The organism is Geosporobacter subterraneus DSM 17957, from assembly GCF_900142145.1.
Lineage (GTDB): Bacteria > Bacillota > Clostridia > Peptostreptococcales > Thermotaleaceae > Geosporobacter > Geosporobacter subterraneus.
Genome location: NZ_FQZV01000071.1, coordinates 1 through 17,221, shown reverse-complemented (window position 1 = coordinate 17,221; position 17,221 = coordinate 1). Strand labels below are relative to the sequence as shown.

Annotated in this window: 17 protein-coding genes; 7 read left to right on the top strand and 10 right to left on the bottom strand. The window is 38.2% G+C overall.

All coding sequences use genetic code 11. From position 1 onward, the window contains the following. Nucleotides 1-298 precede the first annotated feature (298 nt). From BUB56_RS17675 to BUB56_RS17665, 3 genes are read right to left on the bottom strand one after another with little or no spacing between them, the layout of a single operon-like run. Entirely contained in the window at nt 299-556 is a 258-nt protein-coding gene (locus BUB56_RS17675) for a hypothetical protein (protein WP_110942583.1), read from the bottom strand. A gap of 43 nt (nt 557-599) precedes the next feature. Continuing rightward, nucleotides 600-1,529, bottom strand: coding sequence for a hypothetical protein (locus BUB56_RS17670; protein ID WP_110942582.1), 930 nt, complete (start codon nt 1,527-1,529; stop codon nt 600-602). A 19-nt stretch (nt 1,530-1,548) separates the two neighbouring features. Continuing rightward, nucleotides 1,549-2,460 carry a putative nucleotide-diphospho-sugar transferase gene (locus BUB56_RS17665; RefSeq protein WP_110942581.1) on the bottom strand — a complete coding sequence of 304 codons (912 nt, stop codon included), beginning with the start codon at nt 2,458-2,460 and terminating at the stop codon, nt 1,549-1,551. Nucleotides 2,461-2,909: 449 nt separating this feature from the next. Between BUB56_RS17665 and BUB56_RS19575 the strand changes: the two genes are divergently transcribed. From BUB56_RS19575 to BUB56_RS17645, 5 genes are all read left to right on the top strand, one after another. Then, entirely contained in the window at nt 2,910-3,068 is a 159-nt protein-coding gene (locus BUB56_RS19575; RefSeq protein WP_190014712.1) for a hypothetical protein, read from the top strand. A 10-nt stretch (nt 3,069-3,078) separates the two neighbouring features. Next, nucleotides 3,079-3,900, top strand: a complete 822-nt coding sequence (locus tag BUB56_RS17660) for a CgeB family protein (protein WP_110942580.1) — start codon at nt 3,079-3,081, stop codon at nt 3,898-3,900. Between the two features lie 15 nt (nt 3,901-3,915). Next, the gene (locus tag BUB56_RS17655; protein ID WP_110942579.1) at nt 3,916-4,872 is read left to right on the top strand and encodes a CgeB family protein; all 957 of its coding nucleotides are present in this window, start codon (nt 3,916-3,918) and stop codon (nt 4,870-4,872) included. A gap of 249 nt (nt 4,873-5,121) precedes the next feature. Next, the gene (locus BUB56_RS17650; protein WP_110942578.1) at nt 5,122-6,393 is read left to right on the top strand and encodes a nucleotide sugar dehydrogenase; all 1,272 of its coding nucleotides are present in this window, start codon (nt 5,122-5,124) and stop codon (nt 6,391-6,393) included. Between the two features lie 13 nt (nt 6,394-6,406). After that, nucleotides 6,407-7,354, top strand: coding sequence for an SDR family NAD(P)-dependent oxidoreductase (locus BUB56_RS17645; protein ID WP_190014710.1), 948 nt, complete (start codon nt 6,407-6,409; stop codon nt 7,352-7,354). Nucleotide 7,355: 1 nt separating this feature from the next. Here the strand turns inward: BUB56_RS17645 and BUB56_RS17640 are convergent, their stop codons facing one another. Continuing rightward, nucleotides 7,356-7,547 (bottom strand): hypothetical protein, encoded by a 192-nt coding sequence (locus tag BUB56_RS17640; RefSeq protein ID WP_110942576.1) that lies wholly within the window; start codon nt 7,545-7,547, stop codon nt 7,356-7,358. A gap of 155 nt (nt 7,548-7,702) precedes the next feature. Continuing rightward, entirely contained in the window at nt 7,703-9,427 is a 1,725-nt protein-coding gene (locus BUB56_RS17635) for a glycosyltransferase family protein (protein WP_110942575.1), read from the bottom strand. A gap of 227 nt (nt 9,428-9,654) precedes the next feature. On the opposite strand from BUB56_RS17635, the gene BUB56_RS17630 reads away from it, so the two are divergent. After that, nucleotides 9,655-11,919, top strand: coding sequence for a glycosyltransferase (locus tag BUB56_RS17630; RefSeq protein ID WP_110942574.1), 2,265 nt, complete (start codon nt 9,655-9,657; stop codon nt 11,917-11,919). Nucleotides 11,920-12,254: 335 nt separating this feature from the next. Here the strand turns inward: BUB56_RS17630 and BUB56_RS17625 are convergent, their stop codons facing one another. The 5 genes from BUB56_RS17625 to BUB56_RS17605 all read right to left on the bottom strand — a co-directional run bounded on the left by BUB56_RS17625 (nt 12,255) and on the right by BUB56_RS17605 (nt 16,908). Beyond that, on the bottom strand, nt 12,255-12,971 hold the full coding sequence (locus BUB56_RS17625; protein ID WP_110942573.1) for an ABC transporter ATP-binding protein: 717 nt from the start codon (nt 12,969-12,971) through the stop codon (nt 12,255-12,257). Beyond that, the gene (locus tag BUB56_RS17620; protein ID WP_110942572.1) at nt 12,965-13,738 is read right to left on the bottom strand and encodes an ABC transporter ATP-binding protein; all 774 of its coding nucleotides are present in this window, start codon (nt 13,736-13,738) and stop codon (nt 12,965-12,967) included. Before BUB56_RS17620 ends, BUB56_RS17625 begins: the two co-directional genes overlap by 7 nt. A 1-nt stretch (nt 13,739) precedes the next feature. Then, nucleotides 13,740-14,711 (bottom strand): branched-chain amino acid ABC transporter permease, encoded by a 972-nt coding sequence (locus tag BUB56_RS17615; RefSeq protein WP_110942585.1) that lies wholly within the window; start codon nt 14,709-14,711, stop codon nt 13,740-13,742. A gap of 9 nt (nt 14,712-14,720) precedes the next feature. Continuing rightward, on the bottom strand, nt 14,721-15,596 hold the full coding sequence (locus BUB56_RS17610; protein WP_110942571.1) for a branched-chain amino acid ABC transporter permease: 876 nt from the start codon (nt 15,594-15,596) through the stop codon (nt 14,721-14,723). A gap of 124 nt (nt 15,597-15,720) precedes the next feature. Further along, a complete protein-coding gene (locus tag BUB56_RS17605; protein WP_207650463.1) occupies nt 15,721-16,908 on the bottom strand; it encodes an ABC transporter substrate-binding protein in 1,188 nt (395 codons plus the stop codon). A gap of 154 nt (nt 16,909-17,062) precedes the next feature. On the opposite strand from BUB56_RS17605, the gene BUB56_RS17600 reads away from it, so the two are divergent. Then, nucleotides 17,063-17,221, top strand: a 159-nt coding sequence (locus BUB56_RS17600) for a transposase (protein WP_190014292.1), incomplete at its 3' end; no start/stop codon positions are given.

Below are 17,221 nucleotides of genomic sequence, written 5' to 3'. Positions count from 1 at the left end.
ATTAAGAATTTCATCCAAATTAAATCATCAAAGGTTCGAAACACAGTATCACTCAAATCTGACATTCTCCTAGCCTGCATCTCTCAGCTCATCGCTTTTATGCTTTTGTTTAAAACACAGCAAGATCATAGGAATCCACTTGCCATCAAATCTTCAATCGCATAGATTAAATCTTTAAAGTTAGAGGTTTAGCTGCCCCTTTGCTTTGCTATGCCTTTTTTCATGTTTATATCTTCCTATGCTGTCGCATAAATACTATTTCTCCTGTGGATAAATGGAAACCACATTCTGCAACTACCTAATATTCCATAACGATATAGTTTTCTCCAACCTCATATAATCTCGGTACAATAGATGAGTCCTGCGCCTTCTTATAGGCTGTGCTTTCTAAGTCACAGTTGGTCTTATCTAAATAAATCTTAGTGCACTTGTCCTCAGAAATTTGAAAAACAGCTCCATGGGCACCCTTATCAATCATTGGATAATTAGTGTTATTTTCCACAATCAGTTCTTTTGTTGATGCCCTGCTTATTCTAATCTTACTAAAATCATACATCACGATCCTCCTTCTAAACAGCTTTCCTAATCATCAAGTCCCACTAAAGCTTATAAAGTTGGATTCTTGGCACCCTATTTTTTTCATGAAACCCTATTTTAATATTCGGATATACCTTCTTAACCTTTTTTATTTTTTCCTGTAGCATCTGCATATAAGGTTTGTATATCATATTCAGCCCATTTTCATCGATAGGCTGAAACCATGTTAAACTAAATTCATTTTCACTTAGGATACACAATCCTGAAAAATGATAAAATATCAAAGGATCATCATCAATATATACTTCATCCTCCTTAAGGGAAATATTATATCCCTTGATATTCCAAACAGCAACATCGGCTCCCTTGCTTTTTACAACATGTACATCATCGAAAAGCTCTAGCCACTTTTCTACATATCGCTGATCACCATAAAGCTTCTTAGCAGGATCAGCCGTTGAAGGACAGTATTCTATACACCGATCACGCCACCATTTAATCGCCGTTCTGGCTGCATCACTATTATTACAGCCCACAAATCCTGTATTAAATCTTCCTGAGGTTTCATAAGTGTGCAGAAACTCTTCTGAATTATTATGATCTACAAGAAACAGAGATGCTTCCGGCGCCTCAAGAAAGATACGCTCCGGGTCCGAAAAAAAGAAAAGATCCGCATCTAAGTGAGCATAATACACTGCATCATTATAGTGCTTCATGACATAATAAAGAGTTATAGGCTTTAATGTCCAGCAAAATTCAAGATAGGTTCGATTGGCTCTGGCTTTTTCAATGGCAGCTTTCCCGATTTGCGCAACTCTCATCAGCTCAACATTGCTATATTTCATGTCTCCAATAATTTTATAACTTTCATCATCAACGCACATTATAAACAGTTTAAAATCTCTACAATGCTGCTGCAATGTCTCATACATGCTTAGTGCCTTGTATAGATAGGCACCGGATAACACTGTAGTAAAATGGAACTTACTCATAGTCATCCCTCTTTCATGATTATATATCAATATAATTGGCGTCTTTACTGAACTTCTGTTCAATATTGAACCCCTGAAAACCCGGTGCAATCTTCTCTATATCTTCCATTACGCTTTTTAAGACATGAATATAAGGAAAATGCAGCAAGTTATAAAGTTGTTTACTTCCGGCAACTAGAGCTGCCTTGTTTCTGGCTATAATTCTAAAACCAGAAAAGTGGTAACAGATCAATAAGTCCTTATCAACATAAACTTTTTGATTTTTAGCAGTAAAAGTGTGCTTTGTTTCGTTCCATGGCGCAATGTTTACACCTGGCGTCTTTATAGAGCATATGTTTTTAAACAATGTGGGTATCAAGTCGAGATACTTTTGATCTCCAAATCTTCCTTCGGCTAAAGTATCATAACACCATTCCAAGCATCGCTCCTGCCACCATTTCAACGCCATTCTTGCATTCTTTATATTTCTGAATATGATAAATCCAGAGTTATATTTGCCGCAATGAACCTCTACGCCTTTATAGGCATCTGAATAATCGTGTTTTGAAAGCATCACATCAAATTCTTTATCTCTTTCATAAATTACAGAGGGATCGTTAAAAAAGCACATATCTGCATCTATATAAGTGACACAGCTGCCCGATTGGCTTTGATTCAAAGCATATTCTATCAAGTAAGGCTTTAAAGTCCAGCAGTACTCGTTTAATGCTCGCTCGCTTCTAATTGAAAACAGCTTTTCATTTTTCAGATCTTCTATTCTTATAAGTATAGCATTTAAAAGATTCATTTTGCTGCATATCGTGTAGGATTCATCATCCACACACAAAATAAATAATTTAAATCTTTCTGTATTAAAAAGCAGGGATCTGTGCAAAACAATCCCTTGATATACCCTAAGTTTACTCAAAATAGTACAAAACACGTTGTCCATGTTCAACCACCTTTCAATATCTGATAAGTATGCTTTCCTGCCTGTATACTATTCCTGCCAAATTTTCTTTCCCCTTGAAAACAGGCTTTATCTGATGGTTTTTTATTACATATTATGTACATGCCTCAAAATATGTCAATGTTTTTTCTAAACCCAAAAGACTTTTCCATCGCCCTTCTTAGCAACCTGCTAAACCTACTGCAGGGTCTTCTGATGTTCTTTGTCTATTCTGTAGTTTTGTCATCAAAAATTCCACTACAGTAGATAGTGCAGTGGAATCAGAAAATATAGCCTGCTCATTCAGATAAAATATAGGCTTTATACAGTGATATCCTTTAAACAATTATTAAGCTTTTTCCTACATTGAAAGCTTAATGCAAAAGTAAAACTGTAATATTACTGTTGCTATGCATAATATATAGTACACATGAATGAAAGGAGAATGCCCGTTGCGTGTACTAACTGTAAATCATTTATTATATTACATCAATGACGGATTATTTGCAGCCATGAAAGATAAGGGGTATGAAGTAAAAATACTACCACTGGGAAAATATGATAAGAGCAATCAAAAGAAAATTCTAAAAAAAAACACTTCAGGAGTTTAAGCCTGACTATGTGTTCACTACCGGATGGTCCGTAGGCATCTTTGAAACAGATATGTTCATTAATATGGTCAAGAAATGCAAAATCCCTCATGTGTATTGGGCGGCAGAAGATCCAGTATTCTTTGATGAGGTTTCTATGGTTTTTGCACCTCACTGCGATTATATATTTACTACCGCGGTGGAATGCAAAAAAAAATATAAGGATCTCGGGAAGGATACATCCACGCTGTTATTCGGATGTAATCCAAAACTGTTTAGAAAAACGCCGCTAAAACCAGAATACAAGCATGATATCGTTCTAGTAGCAAATAACTATGACTGGTTTTCAAGGGATAAGGGTTTCCGAAGGAAGGCAATTCGTCATATCCTTGCCCCCTTAGTAAATGGTAGATATGACATAAAGGTATTTGGCTCAGACAGTTGGATTAACGCAAAGGATGGATTTACCATCGATCCTAAATACTATGGAGGATATGTAAACTATCATCAAACCCCATATATCTACTCTTCTGCAAAAATCGTTTTAGGAATCCAATCTTCAAACACCTCCCTTACCCAAACAAGCGTAAGAACCTATGAGATCCTTGGATCAGGAGCTTTCCACCTAACTTGCTACACGCCTTCTATCGAGAATATCTTTAAAAATCATGAGCATTTAGTATGGTCTAATTCTTCAAGAGAAACCATAGAACTGGTAGAATACTATTTAAATCACCCTAATGAACGAGAAGTAATAGCGAAGCAGGGTCAGGAAGAAGTACTCAGTAAACATACCTATGCCCATAGATTGCTTCAGCTGGAGACCGATTTCAATCCAAAGCTTTATATATGAGAGAGGTGGACAATAGTGAAGATATTATTTATTCATGAATGTGTTACAATCATTTATTCCTTGAAACCAGGATTAGAAAAGATCGGTCATGAAGCTAAGGTTTTTGATATGCGAAAATATCCATTTGGAGAGCAAAAAAATAAGCTGATAGCTAAGATAGAAAGCTTTAAACCCGATTATATCTTTATCCATGGAGATCCCCCCGGACTTAATTGGAGCGCTCTTTGGGATGTCAGGAAAGCTTATAAAATTCCCATGATCTACTGGGCTGTAGAAGATCCCCTGTATCATAATCAATTGTCCAGGGGTATTGCAGAAAAGGTTGATTATGTTTTCACCCCCTGTGTAGAACTATTGAAAGAATATCAAAGGATGGGCAAAAAGTCCCAATTACTATTATTCTCCTGCAATCCTAAATTCCACAAAACGTTACCCCCGTGTAAAAGCTTGAAACACGATATTGTTTTAGTGGGAAGCAATTATAAAGAAAGGGCGACGACTACAGCAAAAATACTTCAGCCCCTCATTGATAACAATTACGATTTAATGGTTTGGGGGAATTCATGGTGGATCGATAGAAATTTGCCATTTTCCATTCCAGAAAAATACTATGGAGGATTTCTTCCATATTGTATGCTGCCATGGGTATATAATTCTGCGAAAATTGTACTGGGAGTACATCTCGATAATACATCACTTACTCAAACAAGCATGCGAACCTTTGAAGCCCTTGGGTGTGGCTCATTTTATCTATCGCAGTATACAAAGGCTCATGAGCAACTGTTTAAAAGAGGTGTTCACTTAGAATGGGCAGATACTACAAAGGATTTACTAAGACTGGTAGATCATTATCTTTCCAATGACGCAGATAGAAATTCTATTGGCCATACGGGACAGGAATTTGTATATAAGAACCACTCATGTTATCAAAGAGCTCATACCTTGACAGATTTTTTAATAAAAAATAAATAAAAAGCAAAATAATTGCCACTTTTATATATCAAAAATTAAGAATCTCTTTTCTACTAACAGAAAAGAGATTCTTAATTTTTCAGAAATGTTAGGAACCTCGTAAGAATTTATCCCTGTAGTGGTTTGTAGCAACAAGATTCAATTTACATACTATGTTACTGAGACAATTAGTTTATGCTGATTGTATACAAAAGTATTAGTTTTTAAGGAGACCATGGATACTAACTGCCAACAAGGAGAGTGATAAATTTGAATGTATATGTTTTTGGCTTGGGTCATATCGGTTTGCCAATGGCTGTATGGATAGCCCTGAAGGGTCATACCGTTACGGGTATTGATATAAACCAAAACCAAATAAAATCTATTAGAGAGGGTAATGTAGCTATTTGCGAACACCATAAGGGAAAACACATAGCCTGCATAGCAAAGGATTTGCTGGAATCCAACAGACTTAGGATACAGGATACATTCTATCGTTTTGATGCGTATCCGGCTGTTTTTATAATTACGGTGGGAATCGCTGATAGACCCGATGGAACCCAGGACGTTTCACCAATTCAACAAGTTGTAGAAACTATTCTTCCTACCCTTGTAGATGGAGATCTTCTTTTATTCAAAACCACCATGATTCCTGGAACGATTGATACAGCAGTGATTCCAAAAATACAGGTGATGAATAAAAAAATATATGTGGCATATTCTCCGGAGACAATTTCTGAAACAGCTGCATTTTATGAACTAGAGTATAATGAAAGAATCCTTTCTGCCATGGACGAAGATAGTTATAATATTGCTGAAAGCTTTCTAAAAGGTTTGACTGACTCACCCATTCATCGAGCGTCAGCAATAAAAGTGGCTGAGACAGTAAAGGTAGTTCAGAATATTGCTCGGGATGTAAATATTGCACTTATAAACGAGATCAGCGAATTTGCATTGGAGCTTGGTATTGATATTCATGAATTACGAAAATTAGTCAATACCCATCCAAGAGTAGATTTGCTAGAATCTGGTCCTGGAGTAGGCGGATATTGTCTTCCCAATGCATTGAAATATTTGCAATTAGCATTACCGGATGCAAAACAAAAAGAAATGCTATTGATGAATACAGCAAGAACTCAAAACGATCATAGACCTATTAAAATAGTGCATTTAGCTGCAAAAATTCTTAAAACCTATGGTAAAGACATTAAAAATTCTAAGTTCGCAGTGATAGGCCTGGCTATGAAGGATTATTGTGCGGACTATCGCTATAGCCCAGCATTGGAGATCGTCAAGCATCTTCTAAAAGAAGGTGCTGAAATTCGAGCTTTTGATCCTTTAATTCCTGATTTTGTTGTCCATCAATCTAATTCCTATACAGAGGCAATTCATCTTGCTGATTGTATCATTATAGCTGCTAAACAAGAGAATATAACCTTTGATCCAATTGAAATTTCACAAGCAATGAACAAACCTGCCATTGTCGTTGACACAAGAAATGCATTGGAACCTCACCCAGACATACTATTATACAAAGTCTAATGGAGGTATGAAAATGAATAATCCGAGAACCGTTGTTGTGACAGGAGGAGCAGGTGTAATAGGATCTCATTTAGTGGATCATATATTAAAGATGGGATACAGCGTTATCGTAATAGATAATCTATCTTCTGGAAATCTTAAAAACTTAGCTGAGAATAAAAATCTACATTTCATTCAAGCTGATGTTTGTGATAAGGAAACCAAAAATATTTACGTAAAATTTCAGCCATTTATTATATTTCACCTTGCTGCTCATTATGCCAATGAACTATCGATTAAAGAACCTGAAATTGATCTAGAAACAAATACTAAAGGAACATTGGTACAACTTGAAATTGCAAGACAGCTGGGTATTAAGAGATTTGTATACGCCTCTTCATCCTGTATCTATGCGCCAACCTCTGAAGCATTGAAGGAAAATGACTTAGCCATGCCACATACCCCTTATGGCATTTCCAAGCTGGCAGGAGAATACTATTGTAATTTCTACAGTAAAATCTATGGCTTACCGATTACAATTATTAGATATTTTAACGCTTATGGTCCGCGAGAAGATTTTAACCAATATCGAGGAGTAGTCCCACGATTCATTGAGAAGGCTATCCATGGATTGCCCATAATCATCACGGGTAATGGTGAGGAAACAAGAGATTTTACGTTTGTAAATGATAGCGTAGAAGGCACTGTGCTTGCAGCTCTTATGGAAGAAGGCAAGAATCAAGTATTCAATATTGGGACAGGTAAAGCAGTAACTATACTACAGCTGGCAGAAACAATTAAAAAAGTCTCAAAATCCTCTTCCCCCATTGAGTATCTTAGCCGCAGGGGATGGGATGAGACGATATCAAGAAATGCAAATATTGAAAAAGCACAACAAATGATTGGGTATGACCCGCAATATGATCTTGAGCAAGGACTGGAAGAAACAGTATTTTGGTATCAAAAAAGCAAATATAAATAAACTATGCACTCCCTGATACTACCCTCATATCTGCAATTTCTTTAGCTTCAATGCCTGTTGTATTGGCGATTGCAGCTACTTGTGGGTATAGGTATGGTAGTTTAATACTGCCCTTATACCCATAATACATATCTTTTTTATCCTGCAGCGGCTTTCTTATTACTGCATCATCCTCTGCTTCAAAATCTCCCATTTAGAGGATTCTTCTTCCAAAGATGTCCTTAAGCTACAGCAATGTTTCCTGATGAATTTAGTCTATTCTGTAGTTTTGTCATCAAAAATTTCACTACAGCATATAGTGCAGTGGAATCAAAAATATAGCCTGCTCATTCAGATAAAATATAGGCTTTATACAGTGATATCCTTTAAACAATTATTAAGTTTTTCCATAGTCGTACCGTTTTTTATCCTCTGATTGCTTTCTGTTTCTCCTAGGCATCCATTTATAAAGTGATTTTTCATACGAAGATAATTAAACCGATCTATTGAATACATTTTTTCTCCCCTTCTGCTACATTCGTCAAAGAACTCTCCTATAGTTCGAATTTCTATATTTTCACTCGTTACGGTTTTGAATAGATCCTTCTGAGCAATGAAGGCAGTTTCACAGAGCGACGCCACGTATGTGTTTTCCATACCCGCAGACACCCTTTCTATTGCCTGTTTTTCATGAGAGCAAGCATAATAAGTGTGTTTTCCTACGATATTTGCTTCACTATATTTAAACGCATCCATCAAATCTCCCAAAAATTCCGGTGCATAATAGCTGCTGTGATCAAATATAGATAAATATTCACAGTTCGCTTCCGCAATAACATACTTAAGACCCTCTATTAATGAAACAGGTTCTTTCGTCTGAATGATTCTAATTTTAGGATTACCTGAACTGTAATTCCCATTGATCATCTTTTTTTGCCAGCTTCCTGCATTTTCAGCATTATTATTGACGAATAAAATCAACTCTTTGTTTCCATATTTCTGTCTGTTAAAGTTATCTATACTCCTCTTCGCAGAATCCTGCTGGTCTATATAAGCAAAAACTGTAACCCCAGGTGTTTCCTTACTATTTTTTATATCAATTTTTTCTAAAATTGTTTCCATCCTGTGTCTATAAGTATGATAACGAAATATTTCTCTCTGACCTAACACCGATAGCCTATCTCTTAATTCTTTATTATTGAGCAGTAGGTTTAGATGATTTTCCACCTCCTCTTGTGTCCTGCATAACTGAACAATGGCGGGAAATATTGCATCAATGCTTAACGCATAATTGCTAATGATGTTTGCACCGCAGGCCAATAGTTCAAATACTCTTCTGGAAAACATTGTTTTACTGTTGCTAACAAGATTAGCATTTATGAAAACATCATAACTTTTATAGGCATGACCCATTTCGGTATAGGGCAGTCTGCCCTTAATATAAGGTTTATATTTAATGGGGAATTCATAAAGGTTTTTATCAATATGATTGCTATACATCCTGTCATAAATATGAAGACCATATTTTCGTGCAGGCTCCAATATCATTTCCATCTCTTCTTCTCTTTGGCGATACCGCTTATACCAAGTCCCTGCGAAAGCGACTTTTCCTAATCGATTTTTATAACGATCTATAGGATTATGCAGTTTAGGCTGTGCAGCAAAAAGCAGAAGAAACACATTTTCGTGGCCCAGTGCCAGTTTATAGCGATCTATACAGCCCTCATCCGTGGTAAATACAAAATCAAATAGTTTTGCTGTATTTATGAAATGCTTAAAAAACAAAGGATCTTCCTTGTTCCAAAATACTGTAGGGATGTTTAAATGCCTACATGTGCTCACTAGGTCTCTTAAGGGCTTATTTTTTGATGATGTCATGCCGCCAACCTCAAAAGCCCATTCACCTCCATTTCCCCACCAGGCGGACTCCACAAACAGCATATTAGGACTTTCTCGATGAAGAGTTTCCTTCCAGTTAATTATGTCTAGCGGAATTAGATCTGCCTCATATTTAAAGCATTCATAGCTGAAGTCGTCTAAAATACAGGCTATTTTGAGATTTAATTGTGATTTTTTGTCAGCAGCATCAATCATCTAATCAGCCCTCCTCCCTTGACACTTTGTCTCTTACTTTTCAGTATAGAGTATGTAGACAAACCTTATTATGTTACATTTTAAAATTCAGTTAATAGTTCCACAAATTAGAAAATCGTCATAGTATGTCAGTGAAAAAGGTGTCCCCTTTAGTTTGATTGTCTCCCCATCTCTAGGTAGAAATAAATAGGGTGCAATATGGGCCACTGGCACAAGGAGGAAATTTTATGAAAGAAAAAGACTTAAAAATACTGCTATACGCAGATGTAGATCTTAATGTGATAGATGGTTCCTCTATCTGGGTAACCTCTTTAATGAGCGTGTTGACGCAGTGTCCTAAAGTTGAATTGACCTTATTGCTAAAACGGCCGATTATCCGACCGATTCTGCTAGAACCTTTTCTAATAAACCAACAAATACATCTAATTGATCCTTGGAAAGCCTTTGACAAAAATCCTTCCCATAAAAAATGGTTTTTAGAAAAAAAACTAGCCGCCGAAGATGCTGTCTCGCTTATAGAAATATTAGATAGCAGGTCATGCTTTGATGTTATTATCGTTCGCGGTTTTGACATTTCTGTAAAAATAGCTGACAACAAAAACCTGGCGTCCAAAACATGGACATACATTATTCCCCACTTTTCTAAGCATGAAAATCAGGAGCAGGAAAAACAAAATGAATCCCTAAAAGGGGTTTTTGAAAAAGTAAAATATATCCTCTGTCAGACTGAAGCGCTTATGCTCGAATACCAAAATCACTTTGGTTTAGATAAAAGTAAATTAATCATACTTCCTCCCATGGTTCCTAATTATCCCTTGGCACAGCCAACCTTTAAAAAAAGGTATAATAATTTGGTTTATGTAGGAAAGTTTTCTAAACAATGGAATACACATGGGATGATTGATGCCTTTAATAAATTGAGGAATAAAGATCCAAATGTGATATTTCATGTGGCCGGAGATAAGTTTAATAAGGATAAAGATGATAACAAATTCCAGACGAAAATATGCCATAAGCTTAAAAATACGCCTGGCCTCGTTTGGCACAAGGGCATATCAAGGCAAGAAGTTGAGGCATTAATCGAGAAATGTGATGTTGGCATATCATGGAAATCTTCAGAATTGGATAATAGTCTAGAGCTTTCTACAAAAATCTTAGAATATGGTAGACTTGGAAAGCCTGTTATCGTAAATAGAACTCCCATAAATGAAAACTTACTAGGAAAAGACTATCCTCTATATGCAAACTCCGAAGAAGAATTTATCGGTCAAATACGAAAGGTACTATTGAGTTCAAGAATCTACGAGGAGGCCTCAAAGAGATTGTATGAAGTCTGTAAGCAATTTACCTACAGTGAGGTGTATAACAAATTATACGGTTATTTGTGGGGAATAAAAAAGGAAATTCCCATTGTCCAGAAACAAAAGATCAAGCTATTGTTTGCAGGTCATGATATGAAGTTTGCTAAGTTGCTTGTCGATTACTTTAAGAGCTCAAAGGATTATGAAGTGCAAATAGATAAATGGAAGAATACGTTTCAGCATAACCCATCAGATAGCCTAATGTACCTGGAATGGGCAGATGTAATTATATGCGAATGGGCAGTTGGAAATGCTGTTTGGTACTCCAAGCATAAAAGAAGTGATCAAGTCTTGCTGGTGAGAATGCATCGTTTTGAAATAACTACCCCATATCCAAAACAATTTAATCTGGAAAATATTGATAAAATAGTTACCATAGCTCCCCATACAACAAGTGATTTCATAGAGAAATTTAACATCCCTCCCCATAAATTTATAATGATAAATAGCTTAATCGATACAAAAAAATTTGATCTGGAAAAAATTGAAAACCCACAATATAATTTAGGAATATTGGGTTATTGTCCTTCTTTAAAACGGCTTGATAGAGCTTTAGATTTGTTTGAAAACTTATGGTCTAAAGATCAGAGATACAGACTCTACGTGAAAGGTAAGTCTCCGCAAGAAATTCCCTGGATATGGGAAAATATAAATGAACGTAGATATTATGATGCTATCTTTGAAAGAGTTAATAGCAGTCAATGGCGTGAGTCGGTTGTTTTTGAAGATTGGACCGATAATGTTCACGATTGGTTTAGAAAAATAGGCTTTATTCTTTCGGTTAGTGATCTTGAAGGCTCTCACGTAGCAGTGTCGGAGGGAATGGCCTCTGGCAGCATCCCGATTCTCCTTAACTGGAGAGGTGCCGACAAAATCTACCCCAGCCAATTTATATTTCCTTCAACGGAGGATGCTGCTCAATATATATCTCGCCTTGCCGAAAATGACCAGAATATTGACAGCTTAAGAATGTCGGTTAAAATGCTTATTCAGAAGGACTGCGATAAAGATCTGATAGCGGCTAAGTGGAAAGAACTCATAGAAGAGAATTTGCGCTTGAAAAATAAGCGGCTTTCAGTGAAGAACTCAGTTATTCATTACTTGCTTAGATCGACTCATCTTATAAAATGATTCTGTTAAGCTGTGCTGTTCCGCTGAATGTTAAATTTCTTAATCACAGATCTATATCCTATTTTTATATCTAAAGACATAAGGGCAGACACAAGAGAGGCCACTGAAAAAGTCAAAAATACGGCAAAAGTTGAGTTTGTCATCCTGAGCCTTTAGTCCTGAGCGATAGCGAAGGAGCTTGCGAAGGATCTGAGTATTTAAGCTACTTCAAAGATTCTTCATTTCACTTCGTTACATTCAGAATGACAAAACCAGGACTTTTTCAGTGACCTTCACAAGGCCTGCCCCTATAAAATTAAGATATTGCCTTTGATGTATTCAATAATGCATCCCTGCTAATGTCCAATTGTTCCACCAAGATAAGCTTCTGATATTTCCGGACTGGACGCCAACTCCTTAGCATCCCCAGAGAGAACGATTCTTCCCGTTTCCAATACGTAGGCCTGATGGGCTATAGACAATGCCATATGGGCATTTTGTTCTACCAGCAGGATCGTAGTCCCCTCCTGATTCAACTCCTTAATGGTTGAGAATATGGCCTGAACAAAAAGAGGCGCAAGTCCCATGGACGGCTCATCCAACAGCAGCAGCTTTGGCCTGGACATCAAAGCCCGTCCCATGGCCAGCATCTGCTGTTCTCCACCGCTTAAGGTGCCTGCCTGCTGTTTTATTCTTTCAAGCAGACGGGGAAATTTATCAAAAACCCGTTCCATATCATTTTTTATTCCAGCTCTATCCTTTCTCCGGTAGGCACCCAGTTGGAGATTTTCCAATACGGACATGGCAGGAAATATCCTCCGTCCTTCCGGGACCTGTGATATACCCATAGCCATGATTTCCTGGGCTGGCATGGTTTGAATTTCTGTGTTCTTGAAAGTGATGGTACCGCTTTTTCCTTTATTTAAGCCGGATATGGTTCTCAAAATTGTTGTTTTTCCGGCTCCATTGGCGCCAATAAGGGTAACAATTTGCCCTTCTTCCACCTCCAATGAGATCCCTTTGATTGCATGGATTCCTCCATAATAAACGTTCAGGTCCTTTACCTTTAACATACAGGAACCTCCTCCCCTAGATATGCTTCAATAACCCTAGGATTTATTTTGATTTCCTGAGGCGTTCCATGGGCAATAATTTTTCCATAATCTAATACATAGATGCGTTCACAAACATTCATCACTAAAGACATATCATGTTCGATCAGCAGAATTGTCAAATCAAAATATTCTCGAATCCATTTGATCAGCCCCAACAATTCCTGGGTCTCTTGTGGATTCATCCCGGCAGCCGGCTCATCCAATAAAACCAGTTTTGGCTTTGTGGCCAATGCTCTGGCAATCTCTAGCCGTCTTTGTTCTCCGTAGGGAAGATTTTTCGCATATTCCTGGCTTTTATGATCCAGTTTAAAAATTTTCAAAAACTCTAATGCTTTTTCAGTAATTTCTTTTTCTTCCTGTCGATACTTTCTAGTCTGTAAAATACTATCCAAAACACTATAATTCACATTTTGATGATAAGCAATTTTTACATTATCAATCACTGATAAATCCTTAAACAATCGGATGTTCTGAAAGGTTCTTGCAATACCCTTTTGGGTTATTTCATAGGGATATTTCCCTACGACACTTTCATCTAAAAAATTGATCTGTCCGGAAGTAGGCTGATAAACACCTGTCAACATATTAAAGGCAGTAGTTTTACCGGCTCCGTTAGGGCCAATCAGACCAATTAGCTCGCCCTTGTTTAAATAAATATCAAATTCGCTTACGGCAGTTAATCCACCAAAGGTTTTTATAAGCTGCTTTGTCTCAAGAATCGGCATGCTATGCACCTCTATTCTTTGATGATTTAAACATAAATCTTGAATCAGTCAACAGATCTAGTGAAAACTCTTTTCTTCCAAACAACCCTTGGGGTCTGAAGAGCATAATGCCGATCAACATCAATGCATAGATCACCATTCTGAGCTCATTAAACTTACGAAGTGCTTCCGAAACAAAGGTCAGTAAAATAGCTGCAGAAATAGAACCTGTAATACTGCCCAAACCGCCTAATACTACCATAAGTAAAATCTCTACCGAAAACGTCATACTGAAGGTTGCAGGATGTAGCAGTCGAATGAGGTGCCCCAGTACAGCTCCACCTACTCCCGCAAAGAAAGCACCGAAGGTAAAGGCCATTACTTTGTACTTTGTAGTATTGATCCCCATGGTTTCTGCAGCAATCTCATCCTCCCGGATAGAGATACATGCACGTCCATGGGAAGAATTCATGAAGTGTACGATAAATATAACGGTTAAGACCGCCAGCATATAAGCCCAAATAAAATTGGTATACCCAGGGATGCCCCACATTCCCGCAGCAGCCCCTACATACTTCCAGTTCAAGAAAAGTACACGGATAATCTCCCCAAAGCCCAAAGTGGCAATGGCCAAATAATCTCCCTTCAACCGCAGGGTCGGCAACCCGATTAAGAATCCGGCTAAAGCTGCAATCAAACCTCCAACCAGCAGGGAAATTGTAAATATCATCGGAGCCGGCAAAGGCAGCTGCAGTCGTGTAGTAATGATGGCAGAGAAATAGCCGCCAACTGCTGCAAAACCTGCATGGCCTAGTGAAAACTGTCCTGTAATCCCATTGATTAAATTAAGACTGGTTGCCATAATGACAAATATACTCATCATGGTCAATACCTGGGCATAATAAGCATTCAGCGTGCCGTTCCAGATGAGTAATTGAAGGATGATCCCTAAAGCTACTGCTCCGGCAGCTACGATTAATCTATTTTTGTCCATAGCTCTCACCTACACCTTCTCTCTCACATTTTTCCCTAAAATACCGGCAGGCTTTACAATCAATATCAGAATCAAAATCCCAAAGGCAACGGCATCACGATAAGTAGAAAAGCCTACGGCGCTCACGCCGGCTTCAGCAACACCCAGAATGAGTCCACCGATCATAGCCCCGGGAATAATCCCGATTCCGCCTAATACGGCTGCCACAAAGGCTTTTAGCCCAGGAAGAGCACCCATTAGAGGCTGAACGACTCCGTAATACTGTCCTACTAAAACCCCACCGGCTGCTGCCAGAGCCGAACCGATTGCAAAGGTAAAAGAGATGGTATTGTCTACATTGATACCCATCAACATGGCCGCATCTCTGTCCTGGGATACAGCACGCATGGCCTTTCCCATTTTTGTATGCTGCACAACAAAATGCAGTATAATCATCAAGGCAATAGCCGTACCGAGGATGAGCACCTGACTGTTGCTCACCGTAACACCGGCAAACTGCCAATTTACCTGAGCTATTTTGGGAAATGCCTTTGGCTGTGCCCCGATCCGGTAAATGGTAAAGTTTTGATAAAACATAGATAATCCCACTGCCGTCATCAAAGCAGCAACCCTAGGTGCATTTCTCAGTGGTTTATAGGCAATACGCTCCATAATCACACCAAGAATTGCACAAACAGCCATAGCAGCAACAAGTGCTGCAAAAAACGGCAATTTAAAGGTTTTAATGGCAAAGTATCCTGCGAATGCACCTACCATATACACATCCCCATGGGCAAAATTGATCAGTCGAACAATCCCGTAAACCATGGTATATCCAAGAGCTACCAATGCATATACGCTGCCAAGGGAAATACCATTAATCAGCTGTTGTAAAAATTCTGCCACAGTCCCACTCCTTTTCTAAGACGATTTCTGTTGCAAATTACGACAAATATAAGGACTTGTCAGTATTAAAGGAAAGAGGGGTAGGTATTACCCCTCTTCACTCAATTTTTCTCAGTATTTTTTCCTAAGGATTTACTGTTGTGAAATATTTTTGTTTCTGATCTTCAACGACAATTACAACAGCACTCTTGACTGGATCTCGCTTCTCATTCAGCTTGATTTTTCCAGTCACCGCATTTAACTCAACAGCAGCTATAGCATCTCTCAATGCAGGAGCATCTGTTGTTCCCGCCTTCTCGATAGATGTAAGAATCATGTTGGCAGCATCATAAGCCAAGGCAGCTAATGCATCGGGTACTTCATTATATTTTGCTTTATAAGCATCGATAAATGCCTTTACTTCCGGAGAGTCCACATCTGGTGAGTAGTGGTTGCTGAAGTAGTGTCCATTGGCTGCATCACCGGCTAATTCAAACAGTGCAGGAGAATCCCAACCATCACCGCCAAGGAACTTCACTTCTGCAGGGAATCCAACATTATTCTTTGCCTGGTTTAAGATCAGACCCACGGTGTCGTAGTAGGAAGGAACAAATACCACATCAGGTTTTGCATTCTTTACTGTTGTAAGGATGGTATTAAAGTCTGTATCTCCACTTACAAAGGAAACTTCTGATACGATGGTTCCGCCATTTGCAGTGAATACATCTTTAAATACATTTCCTAACCCGATGGAGTAGTCACTGTTGGCATCTGTCATGATGGCTGCTTTTACAGCTTTCAGATCCTTAGTAGCAAAGTTTGCCATAACAGCACCTTGGAACGGATCAATGAAGGCAGCTCTAAAGATATAATCTCCTACTTCTGTAACAGCAGGGTTTGTAGAGGAACCGGAAACCATTGGGATCTTGGCTTCCTGCGCAATCGGTGCGGCTGCTAAAGAGTTGGAACTGGCTACAGCACCAACAATCGCTACAACCTTATCCTGCTGGATAAGCTTTTGTGCTGCAGTTGCAGAATCAGCCTGCGTGCTCTTATTATCTTCAACCTTAAATACTACCTTTCTTCCAAGAACCCCGCCTTTGGCATTTACTTGCTCCACTAATAAATCCACACCTTTTTTAGAGGATTGGCCAAAAGTTGCAATGGCGCCTGTCATCGGCAAAATTCCACCAATAACAATATCGCCCTCCTCAGTGTTATCTCCGGCTGCAGGCGCTGCCGGTTCTGCAGGCTTATTGGCGCAAGCTGTGAATATCAAGCTTGCAATCAAAAGCATTGTGATCAGTAATACTGATCCTGAATTATTCATCATAATTTATCCAGCATTGCTTCGTGCCGCATAGTTACAGTAGTTTTGCATTATTATTGGTTTCACTTAAAAAGTGAAACCAATACAATAGAAAAAGAGTTTCAACTTTGTTAAAATGAAGTCACCGCAACTAACATTTCACAAAGGAGAAACCCTTATGTCTAGTCTAAGTGCACTTCACTCAGAAAGCAACAGTAAAATTAAAATTAATTTCGCAGGAGGGGATTTATCCTCTGATTCTGGCCTACTTCTGATTAAGGAATTCGCCCATAAGCTTGGTTTTCCTAAACTAATTAAAAAGCTGTTTAAAACCAAT